The organism is Isoptericola halotolerans (assembly GCF_045689585.1).
GTDB classification, from domain to species: Bacteria; Actinomycetota; Actinomycetes; order Actinomycetales; family Cellulomonadaceae; genus Isoptericola; species Isoptericola halotolerans_B.
The window spans coordinates 3143169-3161250 of sequence record NZ_CP140108.1; the positions used below are offsets into that span (position 1 = coordinate 3143169).

At 74.4% G+C, this 18082-nt stretch carries 17 protein-coding genes; 4 read left to right on the top strand and 13 right to left on the bottom strand.

The window, feature by feature from the left end:
• The first annotated feature begins 99 nt into the window (after positions 1-99).
• Together UQW22_RS14750 and UQW22_RS14755 are read left to right on the top strand one after the other, a co-directional pair.
• Entirely contained in the window at positions 100-1128 is a 1029-nt protein-coding gene (locus tag UQW22_RS14750) for a DNA-binding protein (RefSeq protein WP_407317835.1), read from the top strand.
• Positions 1125-1982: an alpha/beta fold hydrolase gene (locus UQW22_RS14755; RefSeq protein WP_407317836.1), complete on the top strand. Its 858-nt coding sequence runs from the start codon at positions 1125-1127 to the stop codon at positions 1980-1982. The genes UQW22_RS14750 and UQW22_RS14755 overlap by 4 nt, the downstream gene beginning before the upstream one ends.
• A 15-nt stretch (positions 1983-1997) precedes the next feature.
• On the opposite strand, the gene UQW22_RS14760 is transcribed toward UQW22_RS14755, so the two are convergent.
• Entirely contained in the window at positions 1998-2489 is a 492-nt protein-coding gene (locus UQW22_RS14760; RefSeq protein WP_407317837.1) for an Lrp/AsnC family transcriptional regulator, read from the bottom strand.
• 202 nt (positions 2490-2691) lie between these two features.
• On the opposite strand from UQW22_RS14760, the gene ald reads away from it, so the two are divergent.
• The gene (gene ald, locus UQW22_RS14765; protein WP_407317838.1) at positions 2692-3804 is read left to right on the top strand and encodes an alanine dehydrogenase; all 1113 of its coding nucleotides are present in this window, start codon (positions 2692-2694) and stop codon (positions 3802-3804) included.
• On the opposite strand, the gene UQW22_RS14770 is transcribed toward ald, so the two are convergent.
• The 5 genes from UQW22_RS14770 to UQW22_RS14790 all read right to left on the bottom strand — a co-directional run bounded on the left by UQW22_RS14770 (position 3788) and on the right by UQW22_RS14790 (position 8059).
• Positions 3788-4804: a ribonuclease Z gene (locus UQW22_RS14770; RefSeq protein ID WP_407317839.1), complete on the bottom strand. Its 1017-nt coding sequence runs from the start codon at positions 4802-4804 to the stop codon at positions 3788-3790. The genes ald and UQW22_RS14770 overlap by 17 nt on opposite strands.
• Before the next feature lie 10 nt (positions 4805-4814).
• Positions 4815-5111, bottom strand: a complete 297-nt coding sequence (locus tag UQW22_RS14775) for a hypothetical protein (RefSeq protein WP_407317840.1) — start codon at positions 5109-5111, stop codon at positions 4815-4817.
• Between the two features lie 60 nt (positions 5112-5171).
• Complete coding sequence (gene galE, locus UQW22_RS14780; RefSeq protein ID WP_407317841.1) at positions 5172-6194, bottom strand: UDP-glucose 4-epimerase GalE; 1023 nt, start codon at positions 6192-6194, stop codon at positions 5172-5174.
• 69 nt (positions 6195-6263) lie between these two features.
• Complete coding sequence (locus tag UQW22_RS14785) at positions 6264-6902, bottom strand: FMN reductase (RefSeq protein ID WP_407317842.1); 639 nt, start codon at positions 6900-6902, stop codon at positions 6264-6266.
• Positions 6899-8059, bottom strand: coding sequence for an LLM class flavin-dependent oxidoreductase (locus UQW22_RS14790; protein WP_407317843.1), 1161 nt, complete (start codon positions 8057-8059; stop codon positions 6899-6901). The genes UQW22_RS14785 and UQW22_RS14790 overlap by 4 nt, the downstream gene beginning before the upstream one ends.
• Before the next feature lie 309 nt (positions 8060-8368).
• On the opposite strand from UQW22_RS14790, the gene UQW22_RS14795 reads away from it, so the two are divergent.
• Positions 8369-8713 carry an RNA polymerase-binding protein RbpA gene (locus UQW22_RS14795; RefSeq protein WP_106269305.1) on the top strand — a complete coding sequence of 115 codons (345 nt, stop codon included), beginning with the start codon at positions 8369-8371 and terminating at the stop codon, positions 8711-8713.
• 101 nt (positions 8714-8814) lie between these two features.
• Here the strand turns inward: UQW22_RS14795 and UQW22_RS14800 are convergent, their stop codons facing one another.
• The 7 genes from UQW22_RS14800 to UQW22_RS14830 all read right to left on the bottom strand — a co-directional run bounded on the left by UQW22_RS14800 (position 8815) and on the right by UQW22_RS14830 (position 18080).
• The gene (locus UQW22_RS14800) at positions 8815-9558 is read right to left on the bottom strand and encodes a polyprenol monophosphomannose synthase (RefSeq protein WP_407317844.1); all 744 of its coding nucleotides are present in this window, start codon (positions 9556-9558) and stop codon (positions 8815-8817) included.
• Positions 9555-11345: an apolipoprotein N-acyltransferase gene (lnt, locus tag UQW22_RS14805; protein ID WP_407317845.1), complete on the bottom strand. Its 1791-nt coding sequence runs from the start codon at positions 11343-11345 to the stop codon at positions 9555-9557. The genes UQW22_RS14800 and lnt overlap by 4 nt, the downstream gene beginning before the upstream one ends.
• A 4-nt stretch (positions 11346-11349) precedes the next feature.
• Positions 11350-13017 (bottom strand): amidohydrolase, encoded by a 1668-nt coding sequence (locus tag UQW22_RS14810; RefSeq protein ID WP_407317846.1) that lies wholly within the window; start codon positions 13015-13017, stop codon positions 11350-11352.
• Positions 13018-13080: 63 nt separating this feature from the next.
• Entirely contained in the window at positions 13081-15951 is a 2871-nt protein-coding gene (locus tag UQW22_RS14815) for a DEAD/DEAH box helicase (RefSeq protein ID WP_407317847.1), read from the bottom strand.
• On the bottom strand, positions 15948-16991 hold the full coding sequence (locus UQW22_RS14820; protein WP_407317848.1) for a diacylglycerol/lipid kinase family protein: 1044 nt from the start codon (positions 16989-16991) through the stop codon (positions 15948-15950). Before UQW22_RS14820 ends, UQW22_RS14815 begins: the two co-directional genes overlap by 4 nt.
• Positions 16988-17761, bottom strand: coding sequence for a twin-arginine translocase subunit TatC (gene tatC, locus UQW22_RS14825; RefSeq protein WP_407317849.1), 774 nt, complete (start codon positions 17759-17761; stop codon positions 16988-16990). The genes UQW22_RS14820 and tatC overlap by 4 nt, the downstream gene beginning before the upstream one ends.
• Positions 17762-17771: 10 nt before the next feature.
• The gene (locus UQW22_RS14830) at positions 17772-18080 is read right to left on the bottom strand and encodes a twin-arginine translocase TatA/TatE family subunit (protein WP_407320826.1); all 309 of its coding nucleotides are present in this window, start codon (positions 18078-18080) and stop codon (positions 17772-17774) included.
• Positions 18081-18082 lie beyond the last annotated feature (2 nt).

Consider the following 18082-nt stretch of genomic DNA (forward strand, 5'->3'; position numbering starts at 1 on the left):
TCTGCGCACCCGCTTTAGAAAAGCGGGTGTCGGTAGAAGGGCAACAGAAGTCGGAGTAGTTTAGTCCTACTCCTCCCATTCCTCCTCTCGATGGGCCTGATGATGACCGAGACGATCGCCTCGCCGTTGCCGGCGACCGACCTGCCCGGGGACGAGTCCTCGTCCGGGCCGGAGCAGGTGCCGGTCAGTGCACGTGACCGGGTGTACGCCGCCGCCGACGCCCTCGTGGCCGAAGACGCCGCCGTGACCGTCACGACGGTGCGCGAGCGCGCCGGATGCTCGAACGCCGTCGCGACGACCTACCTGCGTCGGTGGCGTTCCGACCGGGCGGCGGCCGAGGCCGAGGCGGCGCGCCTGCCCGAGCTGCCGCGCGGCGTGGGGCTGCTCGTCGAACGGGGGGTCACGGCGCTGTGGGCCGAGGCCGTGCGCGCGGCCCGTGCCGAGCACACCACCGAGCGGGCGGCGGCGCGCGAGGCGCTGGCCGCCGCCCGTGAGGATGCCGACCGGGCCGCCGCCTCGCTGGACGACGCGGAGGCGCAGCGTGCGGCCGCGCGCGACGAGCTGCGGGCGACCCGCGCCGACGTGGAGACCCTGACCGCACGGCTCGCCGAGGCGGCCACCGCTCGCGACGAGGCCCGGGCCGAGGCCGCCCACGCCGTCGGGCGGGCCGCGACGCTCGACGGGGAGCTCGATCTGGCGCGCCGGGAGATCGCCGACCTGCGGGACCGGCTCGCCGCGACCGAACGGGCGCGGGGCGAGCAGGCCGAGGCGCGGGCCGAGGCCCACGGGGCCGCCGACGGCGTGCGCGAGGCCCTCGCCGAAGCCCGCACCGCCCTGGAGCGGGCGCGGTCCGCGAGCCTGCAGGCCCAGGAGGACCGCGCCCAGGCCGACGCCGAGCGCACCGCCGCGCAGACGGCCGTCGCACGCCTCGAGGGCGAGACCAGCACCTTGCGCGGTGAGCTGCACGACGCCCGGGACCTGGCCCACCGGGCAGAGCGCGAACGCGCCACCGAGGCGGCTGCCCGTGCCCAGGCCGAGGGCGAGGTAGCGGGGCTGCGCCAGATGCTCGACACGCACTCTGCGTCGCGCGCCGTCCGCACGCAGGACGACACCGGAGCCGAGGCATGACGGACACCGGGCACGACGGCGGACCGGAGCTGGACCACCGGTTCGTCTGGCGAGGACGTGAGATCGCCTGGACGGCGTTCGGCTCCGGTCCTCCCCTGGTGTTCTGCCACGGCACGCCGTGGTCGTCGTGGCTGTGGGCCCCGTACGCCCGCGCGCTGGCCGCCGAGTTCACCGTGCACCTGTGGGACATGCCCGGCTACGGCGCCTCGTCCAAGGCGCCCGAGCACGTCGTCGACCTCGGTACCCAGGGGCAGGCGTTCGCCGACCTCCTGGACCACTGGGGCCTCCGGTCGCCGCACGTGGTCGCCCACGACTACGGCGGCGCGGTGTCGCTGCGCGCCCACCTGCTGCACGGGCGGCGGTTCGCCTCGCTGTGCCTCGTCGACGTGGTCGCGCTGCGACCCTGGGGATCGCCGTTCTTCACCCTCGTGGCCGAGCACGCCGCCACCTTCGGCCGCCTCCCGGCGCCCGTGCACCTCGGCGCCCTGGAGGCCTACGTCGCCGGCGCCAGCCACCGTGGACTGCGCCCCGCGGAGACCGCCGCGCTCCTGGAGCCCTGGCGTGACGCCGTCGGGCAGGCCGCGTTCTACCGGCAGGTCGCCCAGGCCGACGAACGGTTCACCGCCGAGATCGAACCCCACCTCGGCGAGATCGACGTGCCCACGCACATCGTCTGGGGCGAGCAGGACACCTGGGTCCCGCCGGACCGGGCAGACCGGCTGGCCGCCGCCGTCCCCGGGGCCGATGTCACCCTCGTGCCCGACGCCGGGCACCTGATCCAGCTCGACGCCCCGGTCGCGCTCGCCACCGTGCTGCACCGTTGGCTGACGCGTGTCACCGGGGCCGGTCGCTGACCAGCCACCGCCGGCTCAGTACCAGCTGGCCCGGGCGTGCTCGAAGATCAGGTTCGTCTCGGTCAGCGCGACACCGGGGTTCGCCGACAGGTTCTCGATGACGAAGTCATTGAGGCCGTCCGAGTCCGGGGCGGCGACATGGACGAAGAAGTCGTGCGCGCCGCCGAGCAGGTAGACGTTCATCACGCCCGGCAGCTCGGCGAGCTCGCGCAGGAACGCCTTGAGGCGCGAGCGGGCGGCACCGTGCACCCGCACCGCGACGATCGCCTGCAGCGGCCGGCCCGCCAGCGCCGGGTCGACGTCCGCGTGGAAGCCGCGCACGACACCCTCCTCGCGCAGGCGCCGCACCCGGGCCAGGCAGGTGGACGGCGCGATCCCGACCCGCCGCGCCAGGGCGTTGTTGGCCAGGCGGGCATCCTCGGCCAGCGCCGCGAGCAGCCGTTGGTCGACGTCGTCGAGCCGCACGGGCGCCACGGGGCGACGCTCGAGGCCCGACTGGCCTCCCACCCGCGTCCGAAGATCGTGCGAACGCGCCGCCCTCTGCGGACCGTGCGCTGAAGCGGCTGACACCATCTCGCCAATCTACCGAACGATCCTCCGATCCGTGGCGAGCCCTCGAACTTCTGCCCCACACTGGTGGTGAGCGCCGTCACACCCCGACGCGCGCGTCAGCACGCTCCCACCCGAGCCACACCGAAGGCGGCACACCATGGACATCGCGGTCCCGAAGGAAGTCAAGAACCACGAGTACCGGGTGGCGATCACCCCGGACGGCGTCCACGAGCTCACCGCGCGCCACCACACGGTGCACGTCCAGTCGGGGGCGGGGCTCGGCGCCGGTGTGACCGACGAGGAGTACGAGGCCGCGGGCGCCGTCGTCGCCGACGACGCCGACGCCACCTGGGCCGCCGGCCAGATGGTGCTCAAGGTCAAGGAACCCGTGACCGAGGAGTACCACCGTCTGCGCCCCGACCAGCTGCTGTTCACCTACCTCCACCTCGCGGCCGACAAGGCGCTCACCCAGGAGCTCCTGGCCCGCCGGGTCACCGCCGTCGCCTACGAGACGGTCCAGACGCCCACCGGATCCTTGCCCCTGCTCGCCCCCATGTCCGAGGTCGCCGGACGGCTCGCCACGCAGGTCGGCGCCGCCACCCTGCTCAAGGCCGCCGGCGGCCGCGGCGTGCTGCTCGGCGGGGTCCCGGGAGTCGCCGCCGGGCACGTCGTCATCATCGGCGCCGGAGTGTCCGGCATGAACGCCGCCCGCATCGCCGTCGGCATGGGAGCCCGGGTCACCCTGCTGGACACCGACGCCGACGTCCTGCGCGCCGCGGACCGCGAGCTCGGCGGACGGGTGCAGACCCTCGCGTCGAACCGCCTCACCCTCACCCACGCCGTGCTGGACGCCGACCTGGTCATCGGCGCCGTCCTGGTCGCGGGCGCCAAGGCGCCGGTGGTCGTACCGGACGACCTCGTCGCGCGCATGCGACCCGGCTCCGTGCTCGTCGACATCGCGATCGACCAGGGCGGCTGCTTCGAGAGCTCGCACCCCACCACGCACCAGGACCCCACCTACGGCGTGCACGACAGCGTCTTCTACTGCGTGGCCAACATGCCCGGTGCGGTGCCACGTACCTCCACGTACGCCCTGACCAACGTCACCCTGCCCTACGTCGTGGCGCTGGCCGACCACGGATGGCGCGACGCGTTGCGCGCCGACCCGGCGCTCGCCCACGGACTCAACACCCATGACGGCGCCGTCACGCAGGCCGGGGTGGCCGAGGCACACGGTCTCGACCGGGTGTCCGTCAGCGACGTCCTGTGACGACCTCGCGACGTCGCGGCGGCAGCGGCACCCGGTCCAGGTCCGCGGCCACCGTCACCTCGCCGTCGAAGACCTCGCGCGCCTCCCGCTCGAAGGCGAGCGGCAGCTCGTCGGGCTCGGCGTAGCGCTGGGAGAAGTGCGTCAGCACGAGGTGGCGCACCCCGGCGCTCGCGGCCACCGACGCAGCCTGCCGGCAGGTCAGGTGGGCGAACCGGTCGGCGATCTCGACGTCGCGGTGCAGGAAGGTCGACTCGATGACCAGCAGGTCGACACCGTCGGCCAGTGCGTGGACGGCGTCGCACAGGCGGGTGTCCATGACGAAGGCCACCGACTGGCCGGGGCGCGCCGCGCTCACCTGCGCCCGGCTCACCGTGCGGCCGTCCGCGAGCGTGAGCACGCCGTCGCGGGCCAGCCGCCCGACGTCGGGACCGGGCGGGACGCCTGCCGCCGCCAGGGCCGCCGGGTCGAAGGAGACCCCGTCCGGCTCGTCGAGGCGGTAGCCGACCGCGTCGATCCGGTGGTCCAGGGAGCGGGCGGTGAGCACGGAAGCGTCCCGACGGGTCTCGCCGGGCCCGGGTGCGTCCCGCTCGCCCGGGACCCGGGGGACGACGACGGCGCCGTCGGCCGCGGACCGCGGTGACAGCGGTTGCAGCGTGAGCCGCTCGTAGTGGTCGTACGCGCCGGCCGCCAGCAGGTGGCGCACCCACGGCTCACCGGACGCCGGAAACGACACCGGGACGGTGTGCTGGACGCCGTCACCGGAGATCCGTTGCACGACGCCGGCGAGCCCGAGCGAGTGGTCGCCGTGCAGGTGGGTGATCGCGATCCTGCTCAGGTCGGTGGCGGACACCCCCGCGAGGGTCATCTGCCGCTGTGTGCCCTCGCCGGGGTCGAACAGGATCGTGGTGCCGTCGAAGAACAGCACGTACCCGTTGTGGTTGCGGGTCCGGGTGGGCACCATGCTCGCGGTGCCCAGGACGACGAGCTCGCGCCGGGACATGCTCGGACGCTCAGGAGGCCAGGGCGTGCCCCACGGCGCGGACCAGACCGCTGGTGCTCACCGCGCCACGCCGGTAGCGGTCGGCTGCCGCGGAGAGCGCCTCGGCGACCTGGGGCCGCACCCCGGCGGTCTCGGGACGCCAGACGTCGCGGTCGAAGACGGCGGTGCGGCGCGCCGGGCCGCGGCGCAGGCGTCCGGCCAGCGGCGGGGTCGTGGCGGTCGCCTGTCGCCGTGCCGGCATGGCGGCCCGGTACCGCGCGCCCGGGTTCCAGCGCTGGTCGGGGCGGGTGGGGCCGTCGTCGGTCATGGCACCATCGTGGCGCTCGGGCCCGACCTGGCGCAAGCGCTCGGCGACGGCGCGACGACCTCAGGAGTCGGGAAAGCCCTGGGGGTTGGCGGACTGCCAGCGCCACGTGTCGGCGCACATGTCGTCGATGGTCCTGCGCGCGTGCCAGCCCAGCTCGGTGTTCGCGCGCGTCGGGTCGGCCCAGAAGGCCGGCAGGTCACCGGCGCGGCGCGGACCGACCTCGTAGGGCAGCTCGCGGCCCACGGCCCGCTCGAACGCCTGGAGCATCTCCAGCACCGAGGTGCCGGTGCCGGTGCCGAGATTGAAGGCGCGCACCGGGGTGGCCATCGAGTCCAGGTGCTCCAGGGCGGCGACGTGGCCCGCTGCCAGGTCCTCGACGTGCAGGTAGTCGCGCTCGCAGGTGCCGTCGGTGGTCGGGTAGTCGTCACCGAACACCGTGAGCCGCTCGCGGCGCCCGACGGCGACCTGGGCGATGAAGGGCATCAGGTTGTTCGGGATGCCCTGGGGGTCCTCGCCGATCTCGCCCGACGGGTGCGCGCCGACCGGGTTGAAGTAGCGCAGCAGTGCGACGCGCAGCCCGTCGGTCGCCGCGGCGACGTCGGACATGATGCGCTCGACCATGACCTTCGTCTGGCCGTACGGCGACGAGGACGACAGATGCTCGTAGTCCTCCTGGTAGGGCACCGGTGCGTGCTCGCCGTAGACGGTGGCCGAGGACGAGAACACCAGGCGGTGCACGCCGTGGCGGCGCATCGCCTCGAGCAGCGACAGCGTGGAGTCGAGGTTGTTGCGGTAGTACTCCAGCGGCTTGGCCACGGACTCCCCGACGGCCTTGAAGCCCGCGAAGTGGATCACCGCGTCGAAGCGCTCGTGCTCGAACAGCAGGTCGGTCTTCTCGGCGTCGGTGAGGTCGATCGCGTGGACCGGCACGTGGGTGCCGGACAGCGACTCGAGCCGGCCGATCACGGCCGGCTTGGCGTTGGAGAAGTCGTCGACGACGACGACGTCGTGCCCGGAGGCGATCAGGGAGAGGACGGTGTGGGAGCCGATGTACCCGGCGCCGCCGGAGACGAGAACGCGCATGGCGCCGAGCCTACCCGGGCCGCGACGGCGGCCCGGGCAGCGGTCGCGACCCGGACGCGGGTCGTCGCGTCAGCCGCCGAGCAGGTCGGAGAAGCTCGGCGTGTCCGCGAAGGGGTCGGCCTGCTCCCTGCGCGCCTCGCGGGCCGCCACCGCGGTGGCCAGCTCGCGCCCGGCGCGGGCGATGCGGCGCGGCAGGCCCGCGGTGCCGCCGTCGCGGGACGCATCGGTCCCGGCGGCCGCCCAGTCGGACGTGGCGGCGTAGACCGCGGTGGGCACGACGTCGGCGTGCAGGTAGGACAGCAGCGGACGCAGGGCGTAGTCGAGCGCCAGGGTGTGGCGTTCGGTGCCGCCCGTCGCGCCGAGCAGCACGGGTGTGCCCGTCAGGGCTTCCGGGTCGAGGATGTCGGCGAACGACTTGAAGAGCCCGGAATAGCTGGCCGTGAACACCGGGGTCACCATGACGAGCCCGTCGGCCCGCTCGACGTGCCGCACCGCCTCGGCCAGGTCGCCGGACGCGAAGCCCGTGAGCATCGCGTCGACGATCGCGTGCGCGTGGTCGCGCAGCTCGACGACCTCCACGCGCGCGGGCACCCCGGACAGGGCGAGCTCGTCGGTGGCCGCGGTGGTGAGCCGGTCGGCCAGCAGCCGGGTCGACGACGGCTGGGACAGCCCGGCCGTCACCACGGTCAGCAGGCGTTCGGTGCTCATGAGCGTGCTCCTTCGGCGAGAGATCCGGTCACGTCGTCGCTGCCGTCGCCGACGTGGGTGGCCGCGGTCCGCCCGGCGGCCTGCGCGGCGGCGACGCGCTCGGCGTGGGTCGGGGGGTTCAGCGGCACGTCGTCGGCGGGGCGCTTGGCCTCGACGATCTTGCGCAGCTCGGGCACGACCTCCCCGGCGAGCAGGTCGATCTGCTCGAGCACCGTCTTCAGCGGCAGCCCGGCGTGGTCGACGAGGAACATCTGTCGCTGGTAGTAGCCGACCTCCTCGACGAACGAGCCGTACCGGTCGATGACCTGCTGCGGCGAGCCGACGGTCAGCGGGGTCTGGGCGGAGAAGTCCTCCAGCGAGGGACCGTGCCCGTAGACGGGGGCGACGTCGAAGTAGGGCCGGAACTGCCGGACGGCCTGCTGACTGTCACGGTGCAGGAAGACCTGCCCGCCCAGTCCGACGATCGCCTGGTCCGCACGCCCGTGGCCGTGGTGCTCGTAGCGCTGGCGGTAGAAGCGCACCATCTGCTTGGTGTGGTGCATGGGCCAGAAGATGTTGTTGTGCAGGAACCCGTCACCGTAGTAGGCGGCCTGCTCGGCGATCTCCGGCGAGCGGATCGAGCCGTGCCACACGAAGGGCGGCACGCCGTCGAGCGGTCGGGGGGTGGCGGTGAAGCCCTGCAGCGGGGTGCGGAACTTGCCCTCCCAGTCGACGACGTCCTCGGTCCACAGCCGGCGCAGCAGCGCGTAGTTCTCCACGGCCAGCGGGATGCCGTCGCGGATGTCCTGGCCGAACCACGGGTAGACGGGCCCGGTGTTGCCGCGCCCCATCATCAGGTCCATGCGCCCGTCGGCGATCACCTGGAGCATCGCGTACTCCTCGGCCAGCCGCACCGGGTCGTTGGTGGTGATCAGCGTCGTGGCGGTGGACAGCGTGATGTTCTTCGTCACGCCCGCCAGGTAGCCGAGCATCGTGGTGGGGCTGGAGGCGACGAACGGCGGGTTGTGGTGCTCGCCGGTGGCGAAGACGTCCAGGCCGGCGGCGTCGGCGTGCTGGGCAATGGTCAGCATCGACCGCACCCGCTCGGTGTCGTCGGGCGTGCGCCCGTTCACCGGGTCGCGGGTGACGTCGGAGACGGAGAAGATGCCGAACTGCACGGTGGCTCCCAGGATCGTCGAGGTTCATGCGTTTGCATGTACTGATGGCCTCAACCGGGCCTCCTGCCCGATTGTTCCCGACCCGTCCGCACTCCCCCGGCCGCGGCGGCGTGACGTCACCCACACCAGGCCTCCTGACGGGGTCTCGACTTGCGTGCAGGGCGCCGGCTGGCCAGCCTTGACCTGCACCGGGCCCCGACCGGGACGACCCGGTACGCTTCACCGGTTCTTCACGCCCGGGCGGAACAACCGCCGACAGGCGCGCGTTGGAGAACAAGGCCCCTAACCCATCGACCTGTGGAGGACGACATGCCCGACCGCTCCCTGCGCGGCATGAGCATCGGCAGCAAGAGCATGGAGTCCGACGAGGGCGTGGACTTCGCCCCGCGGTTCCAGGCCCACTACGACTGCCCCAACGGCCACACGATCATCCTGCCGTTCTCCACCGAGGCCGAGGTCCCCCCGCTGTGGGAGTGCCAGTGCGGCGGCGAGGCGCTCCTGCGGGACGCCGAGCGCCCCGAGGCCAAGCCGACCAAGCCGCAGCGCACCCACTGGGACATGCTGCTCGAGCGCCGCTCGGTCTCCGAGCTCGAGGAGCTGCTCGACGAGCGGCTCGAGCTGCTGCGCGCCGGCAAGCTGCGCCGCTCCGCCTGACGCCCCCGGGGCACCCTCGCGGGTGTCCGCTGCTGTGGGTATGAAAAGTGCGGTCCTCCATCGATGGAGGACCGCACTTTTCATACCCACAGCGACCGAGGTCAGGCAGGCGCGAACAGCGCACGCAGCTGGGACCACCGGTGGCGCAGCCCCCACCGTGTGACCTTGGTGAGGGCCTCGACGACGATCGCTCGCGACATCTTCGACTCCCCGGCGACCCGCTCGACGAAGGTGATCGGCACCTCCGCCACCGATCCACCGGCCCGCAGCACGCGCCACGTCATGTCCACCTGGAAGCAGTACCCGTGCGACTCCACGGCCGACAGGTCGACCGCACGCAGGGTGCCCGCACGGAAGGCGCGGAACCCACCGGTCGCGTCCCGCACCCCCACGCCGAGCGCCACCCGCACGTAGGTGTTCCCCGCGCGCGAGAGCGCCAGCCGGTGCCACGGCCAGTTCACCACCCGGCCACCGGGGACCCACCGCGAGCCGATCACCAGCGCGGGCTCGTCCGCCGCCGCGAGCCGGTCCAGCAGCCGCGGGAGCTCCTCGGGCCGGTGCGAGCCGTCGGCGTCCATCTCGCAGAGCACGTCGTAGCCGCGTTCCAGGCCCCAGCCGAACCCCGCGACGTACGCGGCGCCGAGACCGCCCTTGCCCTCCCGGTGCAGCACGTGCACCTGCTCGTCGCGCGCCGCCCGCGCCGCGGCCAGCTCGCCCGTCCCGTCCGGTGAGGCGTCGTCGACCACGAGGACGTCGACCTCGGGCGCCGCGCTGCGCACCTGGTCCAGCAGCCCGGGCAACGACCCGCGCTCGTCGTAGGTGGGCACGATCACCAGCGTCCTCATCGGCCGCCCCGGGAGACCTGGGCGGCGCGACCGTGGGCGGTGCGGCGCTCGCGGATCCCCGCCACGAGGCCTGCGCCGGTCAGCAGGATGCCCAGCGTCCCGACGATCCCGGCGGGCCAGTACCCGGCCTGCACCGCCGGGGTGAGGGTGGTGCGCAACGGCAGTGCCGCGACGAGCTCGTCGGCGGTGAACAGCTCGGTCTCGGCGACGAGGGTGCCGTCGGGCGCGACGACGCCGGAGACGCCGACCGTGGAGACCTGGACGGCGGCGCGGCCCGTCGTCATGGCCTGCATGCGCGTCATCGCCAGCTGCTGGGTCGACTCGGCGGTGTACCCGAAGGAGGCGTTGTTCGTCGGCACGACCAGCACCTGGGCGCCACGGACGACGGCGTCACGGACGATCTCGTCGTAGGCGACCTCGAAGCAGATCGCCGTGGCCAGCGGCACCGTCGGGGCGTCCTCGCGCGGCAGGTCGACCACGGCCGGCTCGGCGCCCGGCAGCATGTCGGTGGAGACCCGGTCGACCTGGTCGGAGAAGATCCGCACGAAGCTGCGCAGCGGGATGTACTCGCCGAACGGGGCCGGGTGCTGCTTGGCGTACCGGTCGGTGACGCCCTGGCCCGCCTGCCACAGCAGCGAGACGTTGTACCGGCCGCCGGACTCGGGGAACTCCTGGGCGCCCACGAGGATCGGCGCGCCGACGGCCGTGGCCGCGTCGTCGAGGGCCGCGGCGACCTCGGGCACCTCCTGCGGGTCGAGGTCGGAGCCGTTCTCGGGCCAGAGCACGACGTCGAGCTCCTGGGCGCGCTCGGCCAGCGCGGCGGTGCCCGACAGGTGGTTGTTCAGCACCTCGGCGCGGTTCGCGAACGACCCGAGACCGGGCTCGGTGACGTTGCCCTGGACGGCACCGGCGAGCAGGACGGGACCGTCGACCTCGTGCGTGGTGGTCCCGGCGTCGACGACGGCGGTGTCGAGGTCCGCGGTGGCGACCGGCTCGGACGGTGGTGACCCGGACGGCAACGGTAGCAGCGCCGGTGCCAGCGCCACCGCGGCGGCCCCGGCGGCGAGGGCACCGGCGGTGCTCAGCGCGTGGCGGGCGAGACCCGGGGCACGCCGAGACCGCCAGGCGACCACGAGCCGGCCGACGACCAAGGCCCCCAGCGCCCCGACGAACGCGACGAGCAGCGAGACCAGCGGGGTCCCGCCCAGCCAGGCCGCGTGCCCCGTCGGGGCGTCGACCATGGTCCACGCGAGGCGGCCCCACGGGAATCCCCCGAAGGGCGCCTCGGACCGCAGCTGCTCGACGGCGACCACCACGACGGCGAAGCAGGCCGCCTGGGCGAGGGCGCGTCGGGGCCCGTGGGCCGCGCCGCCCGTCGCCCGTAGCCCGGGCAGCCGACGCGCCCAGGTCCAGGCGGCGCCCAGCAGCGCCCCGAAGCAGGCCTGCAGCAGGGCGAGGGCCAGCCACGGCACGGTGTCGGTGGCGAAGTTCGCCCACCAGATGTGCGGCAGCCAGAACGTCAGCATCGCGACGAGCCCGACGAACGCGTTCCAGCCCGCTGCGCGCCCGCTGTCCCGGCGCAGCGCCACGTAGAGCAGCCCGACCCCGACGAACGCGAGGGGCCACGCGCCGACGTCCGGGAACGCGGCCCACAGGGCGGCCCCGGCGGCGGCGGCCAGGAGCAGGGTGGCCGGACGGCTCGTCCACACCGACCGGGCCGGGCGCGACGGTGCCGGGGTGGTCGCGCCGGTGGCCGGGTCGGCGGTGGGCGTCACGGTGCCGGTCACCGGATCAGGCGTCGAGCGCGTCGAAGAGGACGACGCCGTCGCGGACGGTGCGCAGGCACTGCGGTGCGGGCGTCTCGGGCGACAGGTCGGGCAGGAGCGGCTGACCGGACCGGGCCTCCGGGTTCCACTGCGAGAGCCGGCCGGGCGCGGACTGCACGGCGAGCTGCTCGGCCCGCCACACGGCCAGGTGGGCGGGGGCACCGACCCGCAGCTCGCCCGCACCCGTGTGGTCCAGTCCGGCCAGCCGCCAGCCGCCGCGCGAGTGGGCGCGGAACGCGGCGCGTGCGCTGACCCGCTGGGAGGGGTCGGCGTGGCTGATCGCCCCACGGACCGCCTGCCAGGGGTCCAGCGGCCGCGCCGGGGAGTCCGAGCCGAACGCCAGCGGTACCCCGGCGCCGGCGAGGTCCGCGAACGGCGACAGGCTCGACGCGCGAGGACCCCCCAGTCGGGCGGCGTACATCCCGTCCGGTCCGCCCCAGGCGGTGTCGAACCCGGGCTGGATCGACAGCGCCACCCCGTACAGCAGCAGCGCGGCCAGCGCCGCGGCGTCGACGAGCATGGCGTGCTCGACCCGGTGGTGCCCGCTGCGCACGAGGCCGGCGTCGGCCAGCCCGGACGCCGTCTCCAGTCCGTGCACCAGCTCGTCCATCGCCCGGTCGCCGATGACGTGGAAGCCGCCCTGCAGGCCGGCCTGGGAGCAGGCGACCAGGTGGGTGGCGATCTGGTCGGCCGAGAGGTGCAGCACCCCGTTCGGCGACGTGCCGGACGCGCTGGGGTACGGCAGGTCCGCGTAGGCCGAGCGCATGGCGGCCGTGCGCGACCCGATGGTGCCGTCGACGGCCAGGTCGCCACCGATCCCCGTCAGGAACGGCAGCTCGGCGTGCAGCGCGCGGGCGTCGTCGACCGACTCGCACAGCTCGCCACGGTAGGCGACCACGTGCGGCAGCGGCTCGGAGGGGTCGGCCGCCAGCGTCATCAGCTCGCTCAGACCGGCGCGGGTGTCCACGTGCGGGGCACTCATCTCGTGCACGCCCACCACGCCGCGCGCCGCCGCCAGGCGCAACGCCTGGCGGTAGGCGCGGGCGCGACGTGCGGGGTCGACGTCGTGCGCGGCGGTGCGCGCGCGCAGGTAGGCCTCCCCGGTGAGCACGCCGGTGCCGTCCCAGGCGCGGTCCCGGTCGAGGCCGGTGCGGGCCGCGAACGACGACGACACCAGTGCGGTGTGCCCGTCGACCCGCACCGCCAGGGTGGGCCTGCCCGCCGTGGCGGCGTCGAGCTCGCTCAGGTGCGGGGCACGGCCTGCGGGCCAGGCGTGCTCGTCCCAGCCGAAGGCGAGCAGGACCTGCTCGCCGCCGGGGTCGGCCGCCTCGAGAGCGCGCGCCCCCGCGGCGAGCGCGTCCAGCGCGGACGGCAGGTCGGGGGCGGCCCCGGGCGTGAGGTCGACGGCTTCCAGGGCCAGCCCGGTCTCGAGCGTGTGGACGTGGGCGTCGACGAACCCGGGGGTGACCAGCGCCCCGTCGAGGTCGACCACCTCGTCGGCCCGGGCGGCCAGCCCGGCCGCGGTGTCCTCGGCCCCGAGCCAGGCCACGACCCCGTCGTCGACGAGGATCGCCTCGGCGAACGGGTCCGCGGACGAGTGGACGACACCGTTGCGGTACAGGGTGGAGGTCACGGCCGAAAGCCTAGAGCACCGCGCCCGCCGCCCGGCACCCGCGACCGGCGGACGCCTTCTCGGTCACAGGCTCGAGTAGGCCACCACGCCCCGCAGCACCGCGTCCTGCGCCTTGCGTGCCGCGGCGCGCAAGGCAGGCCGCGGCGCGGCGGCGGCGAGCTGGTCGAGGACGTCGACGACCTGCTTGCACCAGCGCACGAAGTCGCCGGCCGCGACGTCGGTGCCGCGCAGCACCGCGTCCAGGCTCTTGCCGGACGCCCAGCGGTGCACGGCCCCCGCCAGCCCGGCGTCCAGCGGCCCGGTCGCCTCGAGGTGGTGGGCGGACTCGAGGGTGACGATCTGCGACCAGACGTCGGCGGTGGCCTCCAGCGCCCTGGCCAGGCGCCCCTGCGGCCCGCCCGGCAGGTACGGGTCGCCGGGCTCCTCGCGCCGACCGTGGTACACGACGGTGGAGACCGCCGCGGCGAGCTCGGCCGGGTGCAGGGAGTCCCACGTGCCCTGGCGCAGGCACTCGGCCAGCAGCAGGTCGTCCTCGGCGTACAGCCGGCGCAGCCAGAGCCCGGAGTCCGTGACGACCACGGCGCCGTCGTCGTCCGTGCCGAGGTAGTCGAGCTCGCGCAGCACCGCGCACGTGCGGTCGAACGTGCGCGCCACCGAACCCGTGCGCCCCTCGATGCGGCGCACGAGCGTGGCGTGCTCGCGGCGCAGCGTGGACGCCCGCTCGGCCCACCGGGCGTGGTCGTCGCGTTCGGGGCAGGAGTGGCACGGGTGGGCCTGCAGCTCGGCGCGCAGACGCTGCACCCGCGCGTCCGACGCGGCGTCGGAGCGCCGCCCGGGACGGGCACCGCCGGGAGCCCGCCCGCTGCCGCCGTCCTCGGAGAACGCCCCCAGAGCGTTGCGCAGCGACGAGGCCAGGTCGCGACGCGACTCGGGACGACGCGGGTTGAACCCGGACGGGATCTTGACGCGGGCCACGGAGCGAACCCCGCCCGGCACGTCCGCCAGCGTGAGCTTCTTGACCTGCTTCTCCTGGGTCAGGACGGTGGGTCGGGGCCCGTCGAACCCACCCTCTCCGCGGCCCGGGTCCAGCACGACGACGTACCCGCGCCGCCGCCCCGAGGGGACCTCGACGACGTCCCCGCGGCGCAGCCCCTCCAAGGACGCGACCGCGTCGGCGCGCCGCGCCCCGCGCTCGGCGCGCGACAGCTCCTTCTCCCGGTCGCTCAGCGCCCGGCGCAGGTCCATGTACGCGCCGAAGTCGCCGCGCTCGCAGGACATCGCCTGCTCGTAGCCGACGAGCGCGTCCGCGTGCGCCTGCGCCTGCTTGGCCAGGCCGACCACGCCGCGGTCGGCCTGGAACTGCGCGAAGCTCGTCTCGAGCACGTCGCGCGCCCGGTCCACGCCGACCTGACCGACGAGGTTGACCGCCATGTTGTAGGTCGGGCGGAAGCTCGAGCGCAACGGGTACAACCGGCGCGAGGCCAGACCTGCCAGCGCCACGGGGTCCAGGCCCTGGTGGTCCACGACCACCGCGTGGCCCTCGACGTCGATGCCGCGCCGGCCCGCCCGCCCGGTCAGCTGGGTGTACTCCCCCGGCGTGACCGGCTGGTGCGCGGTGCCGTCCCACTTGACGAGCTTCTCCAGCACCACCGAGCGCGCCGGCATGTTGATTCCCAGCGCCAGCGTCTCGGTCGCGAAGACCACCTTGACCAGGCCCCGCGCGAACAGCTCCTCGACGGTCTCCTTGAACACCGGCAGCAGCCCCGCGTGGTGGGCGGCGATACCCCGGCACAACGCGTGCTGCCACGACCAGAACCCGAGCACCTCGAGATCCTCGGGCGGGATCGTCACGGTGCGCTCGTCGATGACCCGCCGGATCTCCGCCTCCTCCTCGGCGTCGGTGAGCCGCAGCCCCGCCCCGAGGCACTGCTCGACCGCACCCTCGCAACCGGCGCGGGAGAAGATGAAGTAGATCGCCGGGAGCAGCGCGTCCGCGTCGAGCGCCTCGACGACCCCGAACCGGCGCGGCGTGCGGCGCTGCGGCACGACGCCGCCCTGCCCACCGGTCCTGCCACCCCGGCCCCGGTAGCCGCGGTCGCCCCGCCCACGTCGTCCGCGGCGCGGGTCGCCGTCGGAGCGGCCGTGGGTGCGGAACAGTCGTGCGAGGTCCGGGTTGATCGGCGGGTTCGTGCCAGGGGCGGTCGGGTCGACGTGCCCGGCGTACAGGTCGAACAGTCGCGGCACCCCGCGCGGCTCGGTCGGCGCGGTGATGACGTGCTGCCACAGCGGCACCGGCCGGCGCTCGCTGACGACGACGGCGGTGTCGCCACGGACGGTGGCGAGCCAGTCGCCGAACTCCTCGGCGTTGGACACCGTGGCGGACAGCGAGACGAGCTGGACGTGGTCGGGCAGGTGGATGATGACCTCCTCCCACACCGGCCCCCGGAACCGGTCGGCCAGGTAGTGCACCTCGTCCATCACCACGTAGGCCAGGCCCTCGAGCGCTGTCGAGCCCGCGTAGAGCATGTTGCGCAGCACCTCGGTGGTCATGACGACCACGGGTGCGTCGGCGTTGATCGAGGTGTCGCCGGTGAGCAGGCCGACGTTCTGCGCACCGTGCCGCCGGGCCAGGTCGTTGAACTTCTGGTTGCTCAGCGCCTTGATCGGTGTGGTGTAGAACGCCTTGGTGCCCGAGGCGAGCGCCAGGTGCACGGCGAACTCCCCGACGACGGTCTTGCCGGCGCCGGTGGGGGCCGCGACCAGCACGCCCCGCCCGGCCTCCAGCGCGGCGCAGGCGTCGGCCTGGAACGGGTCGAGGTCGAAGTCGACCACCGAGCGGAAGCGCCCGAGCTCACCGATCGCGTCGGCCTTGTCGCGGGCGGAGCGGGCACGAGCGGCGGCGTACCGCTCGGCGGGACTGAGGTCGGCGGTCATGTCGTCAGCCTACGGCGGGCCCCGCCCTGGTCGTCGGGTGCCACCAGCACCCGCAGCGCGCCGGGCACGACGCGGGCCGTCAGCGGCAGGGGCCCGAGGCGCTCGCCGTCGCCGTGCGCGTCGGGCAGCGGTGCCGCCCGGCCCGGCGGCTCGGGCGTGGGCGTGGCTGCGATGGTGACCTCGCGGGCGCGCAGGACGTGCACGTCGGGGCGTCGCACGTGGCGTCCGGTGAACATCAGGGGGAAGATGCCGGCGGCGCCGGCGCGGGTGAGCACCGGTGCCACGAGCACGTCGAGCAGGCCGTCGTCGACGCGGGCGTCGGGTGCGACGCGGATCCCACCACCGATGCGGTCGGTGTTGGCGGCCGTGACCATGGCGGCGCGGCCCTGCCACACGGCGGCCCGCCCGCCGTCGGTGGTCCGGAGCGGCAGGCCGCCGTCGTCGGTCACCCCGCGCAGGAGCAGGGAGTAGGACCAGGCGCGGAAGGCGGCGATCTCGACCAGCGCGGCCAGCGTGTACCGGGCGCGCCCGCGGTGGCGCATCGCCGTGGCCCGGGCGTTGACCGCTGCGTCCAGGCCGGCGGACACCGCGCCGGTCACCCACCGGTCGGGGCGGCCCGGGCAGGTCACGGCGATCGCGTCGACGCGGCGCACCAGGCCGGCGTCGAGAGCCGCGCACACGTGGTCGACGGCTGTCGTGACGCGGTGGCACGGCAGGCCCAGGCAGGCGGCGAAGTCGTCGCCGCTGCCCACGGCGACGATGCCCAGCGGCGTCGCCGTGCCGGCCACGGCCTGGGCGCCGAGGTGGACGGTGCCGTCGCCGCCCACCACGACGAGCGCGTCCAGGGCGCCGCCGTCCACGGCCCGCCGGGCACCGGCCAGGGTGGCGGCGGCGGTCGGTGCGGACAGGTCGTGCACGTGGTGCCCCGCCGAGCGCAGGCGGGCGGTCAGGCGGCGGCCGGCGCGGGCGGCGCGGCCGGCACCGGCCGTGGGGTTGACCACGACGCCCAGGCGTGAGCCGTCGGCGCGGGGTGCGTTCACCCGGTCGGGGCGACGCGGCGCCGGTTGGCCCGGCGGTCGTGCAGGAAGCAGATCCCGGTGGCGACGAAGTACAGCAGGCAGATCGGCGCGGCCAGCGCGAACATGCTCAGCACGTCCATCGTGGGGGTGACGATCGCCGAGAACAAAAAGGACACGAGGATCGCCCACCGCCAGCCCGCCAGCCAGGTGCGGGCCCGCACGGTGCCCATGAGGTTGAGGACCACCATGAAGACCGGGACGAGGAACGCGATGCCGCACGCCAGGATGAGCCGCATCACGAAGCTGAGGTAGAGCTGGGCGCCGACGAGGTTGGAGCTGCCCTCGGGGACGAACTCGTTGAGGACCTCGACGATCATCGGCAGGACGTACCAGGCCAGGCCGGCGCCGGCGAGGAACATCGGGACGGCGGCGGCCAGGAAGCCGTAGACGTACCGGCGCTCGGACCCGGTCAGGCCGGGGTTGACGAACGCGAAGAGCTGGTAGAGCCACCAGGGGCTGGAGACCAGCACGCCGAGGAACAGCGAGACCTTGACCTGCATGTCGATGGCGGTTGCCACGCCGTCGAAGTTGAGGCCGATCAGTGCGCCGCGCCGCTCGGCGGCCGCCTGCAGGGGCTCGACGAGCGCGGTCAGCAGCGGGTCGTACAGGACCCAGCCCAGGACGGCGCCGACGAGCAGGCCCAGCGCGATGCGCACGACACGCTTGCGCACCTCGACGAGATGCTCGCGCAGCGGCATGCGCCCCTCGGGGTCCCGGGGGGTGCGGGGCATGCGGGGCCCCTCAGAGGTTTCGAGGCTCGCCCGGGCCGTCGCCCGTGCTCGTCGACGACGGCGGCGTGCTCTGCGCCGCCGTGCTCGATGCGGGGGTGCTGGACGCGGTCGTGCCCGACGTGCCCGACGAAGCGTCCGGGCGTCCCGTGGTGTCCGGACGCGGCTCGTCGTCGTCGCGCAGCTCGCGGACCTCCTTCTTGAAGATCTTCAACGAGGAGCCGACGCTACGGGCGACGTCCGGCAGACGCCGTGCGCCGAAGAGCACCACGACCAGCAGGATGAGCGTGATGATGACGGCGGGGTTGCGGAAGATACCCACGG

Bases quoted from the DNA above. Each gene is read 5' to 3' on its own strand.
- UQW22_RS14750 (WP_407317835.1), top strand. From the start codon at position 100: ATGATGACCGAGACGATCGCCTCGCCGTTGCCGGCGACCGACCTGCCC.
- UQW22_RS14755 (WP_407317836.1), top strand. From the start codon at position 1,125: ATGACGGACACCGGGCACGACGGCGGACCGGAGCTGGACCACCGGTTC.
- ald (WP_407317838.1), top strand. From the start codon at position 2,692: ATGGACATCGCGGTCCCGAAGGAAGTCAAGAACCACGAGTACCGGGTG.
- UQW22_RS14770 (WP_407317839.1), bottom strand. From the start codon at position 4,804: ATGTCCCGGCGCGAGCTCGTCGTCCTGGGCACCGCGAGCATGGTGCCC.
- UQW22_RS14775 (WP_407317840.1), bottom strand. From the start codon at position 5,111: ATGACCGACGACGGCCCCACCCGCCCCGACCAGCGCTGGAACCCGGGC.
- galE (WP_407317841.1), bottom strand. From the start codon at position 6,194: ATGCGCGTTCTCGTCTCCGGCGGCGCCGGGTACATCGGCTCCCACACC.
- UQW22_RS14785 (WP_407317842.1), bottom strand. From the start codon at position 6,902: ATGAGCACCGAACGCCTGCTGACCGTGGTGACGGCCGGGCTGTCCCAG.
- UQW22_RS14795 (WP_106269305.1), top strand. From the start codon at position 8,369: ATGCCCGACCGCTCCCTGCGCGGCATGAGCATCGGCAGCAAGAGCATG.
- UQW22_RS14800 (WP_407317844.1), bottom strand. From the start codon at position 9,558: ATGAGGACGCTGGTGATCGTGCCCACCTACGACGAGCGCGGGTCGTTG.
- UQW22_RS14815 (WP_407317847.1), bottom strand. From the start codon at position 15,951: ATGACCGCCGACCTCAGTCCCGCCGAGCGGTACGCCGCCGCTCGTGCC.
- tatC (WP_407317849.1), bottom strand. From the start codon at position 17,761: ATGCCCCGCACCCCCCGGGACCCCGAGGGGCGCATGCCGCTGCGCGAG.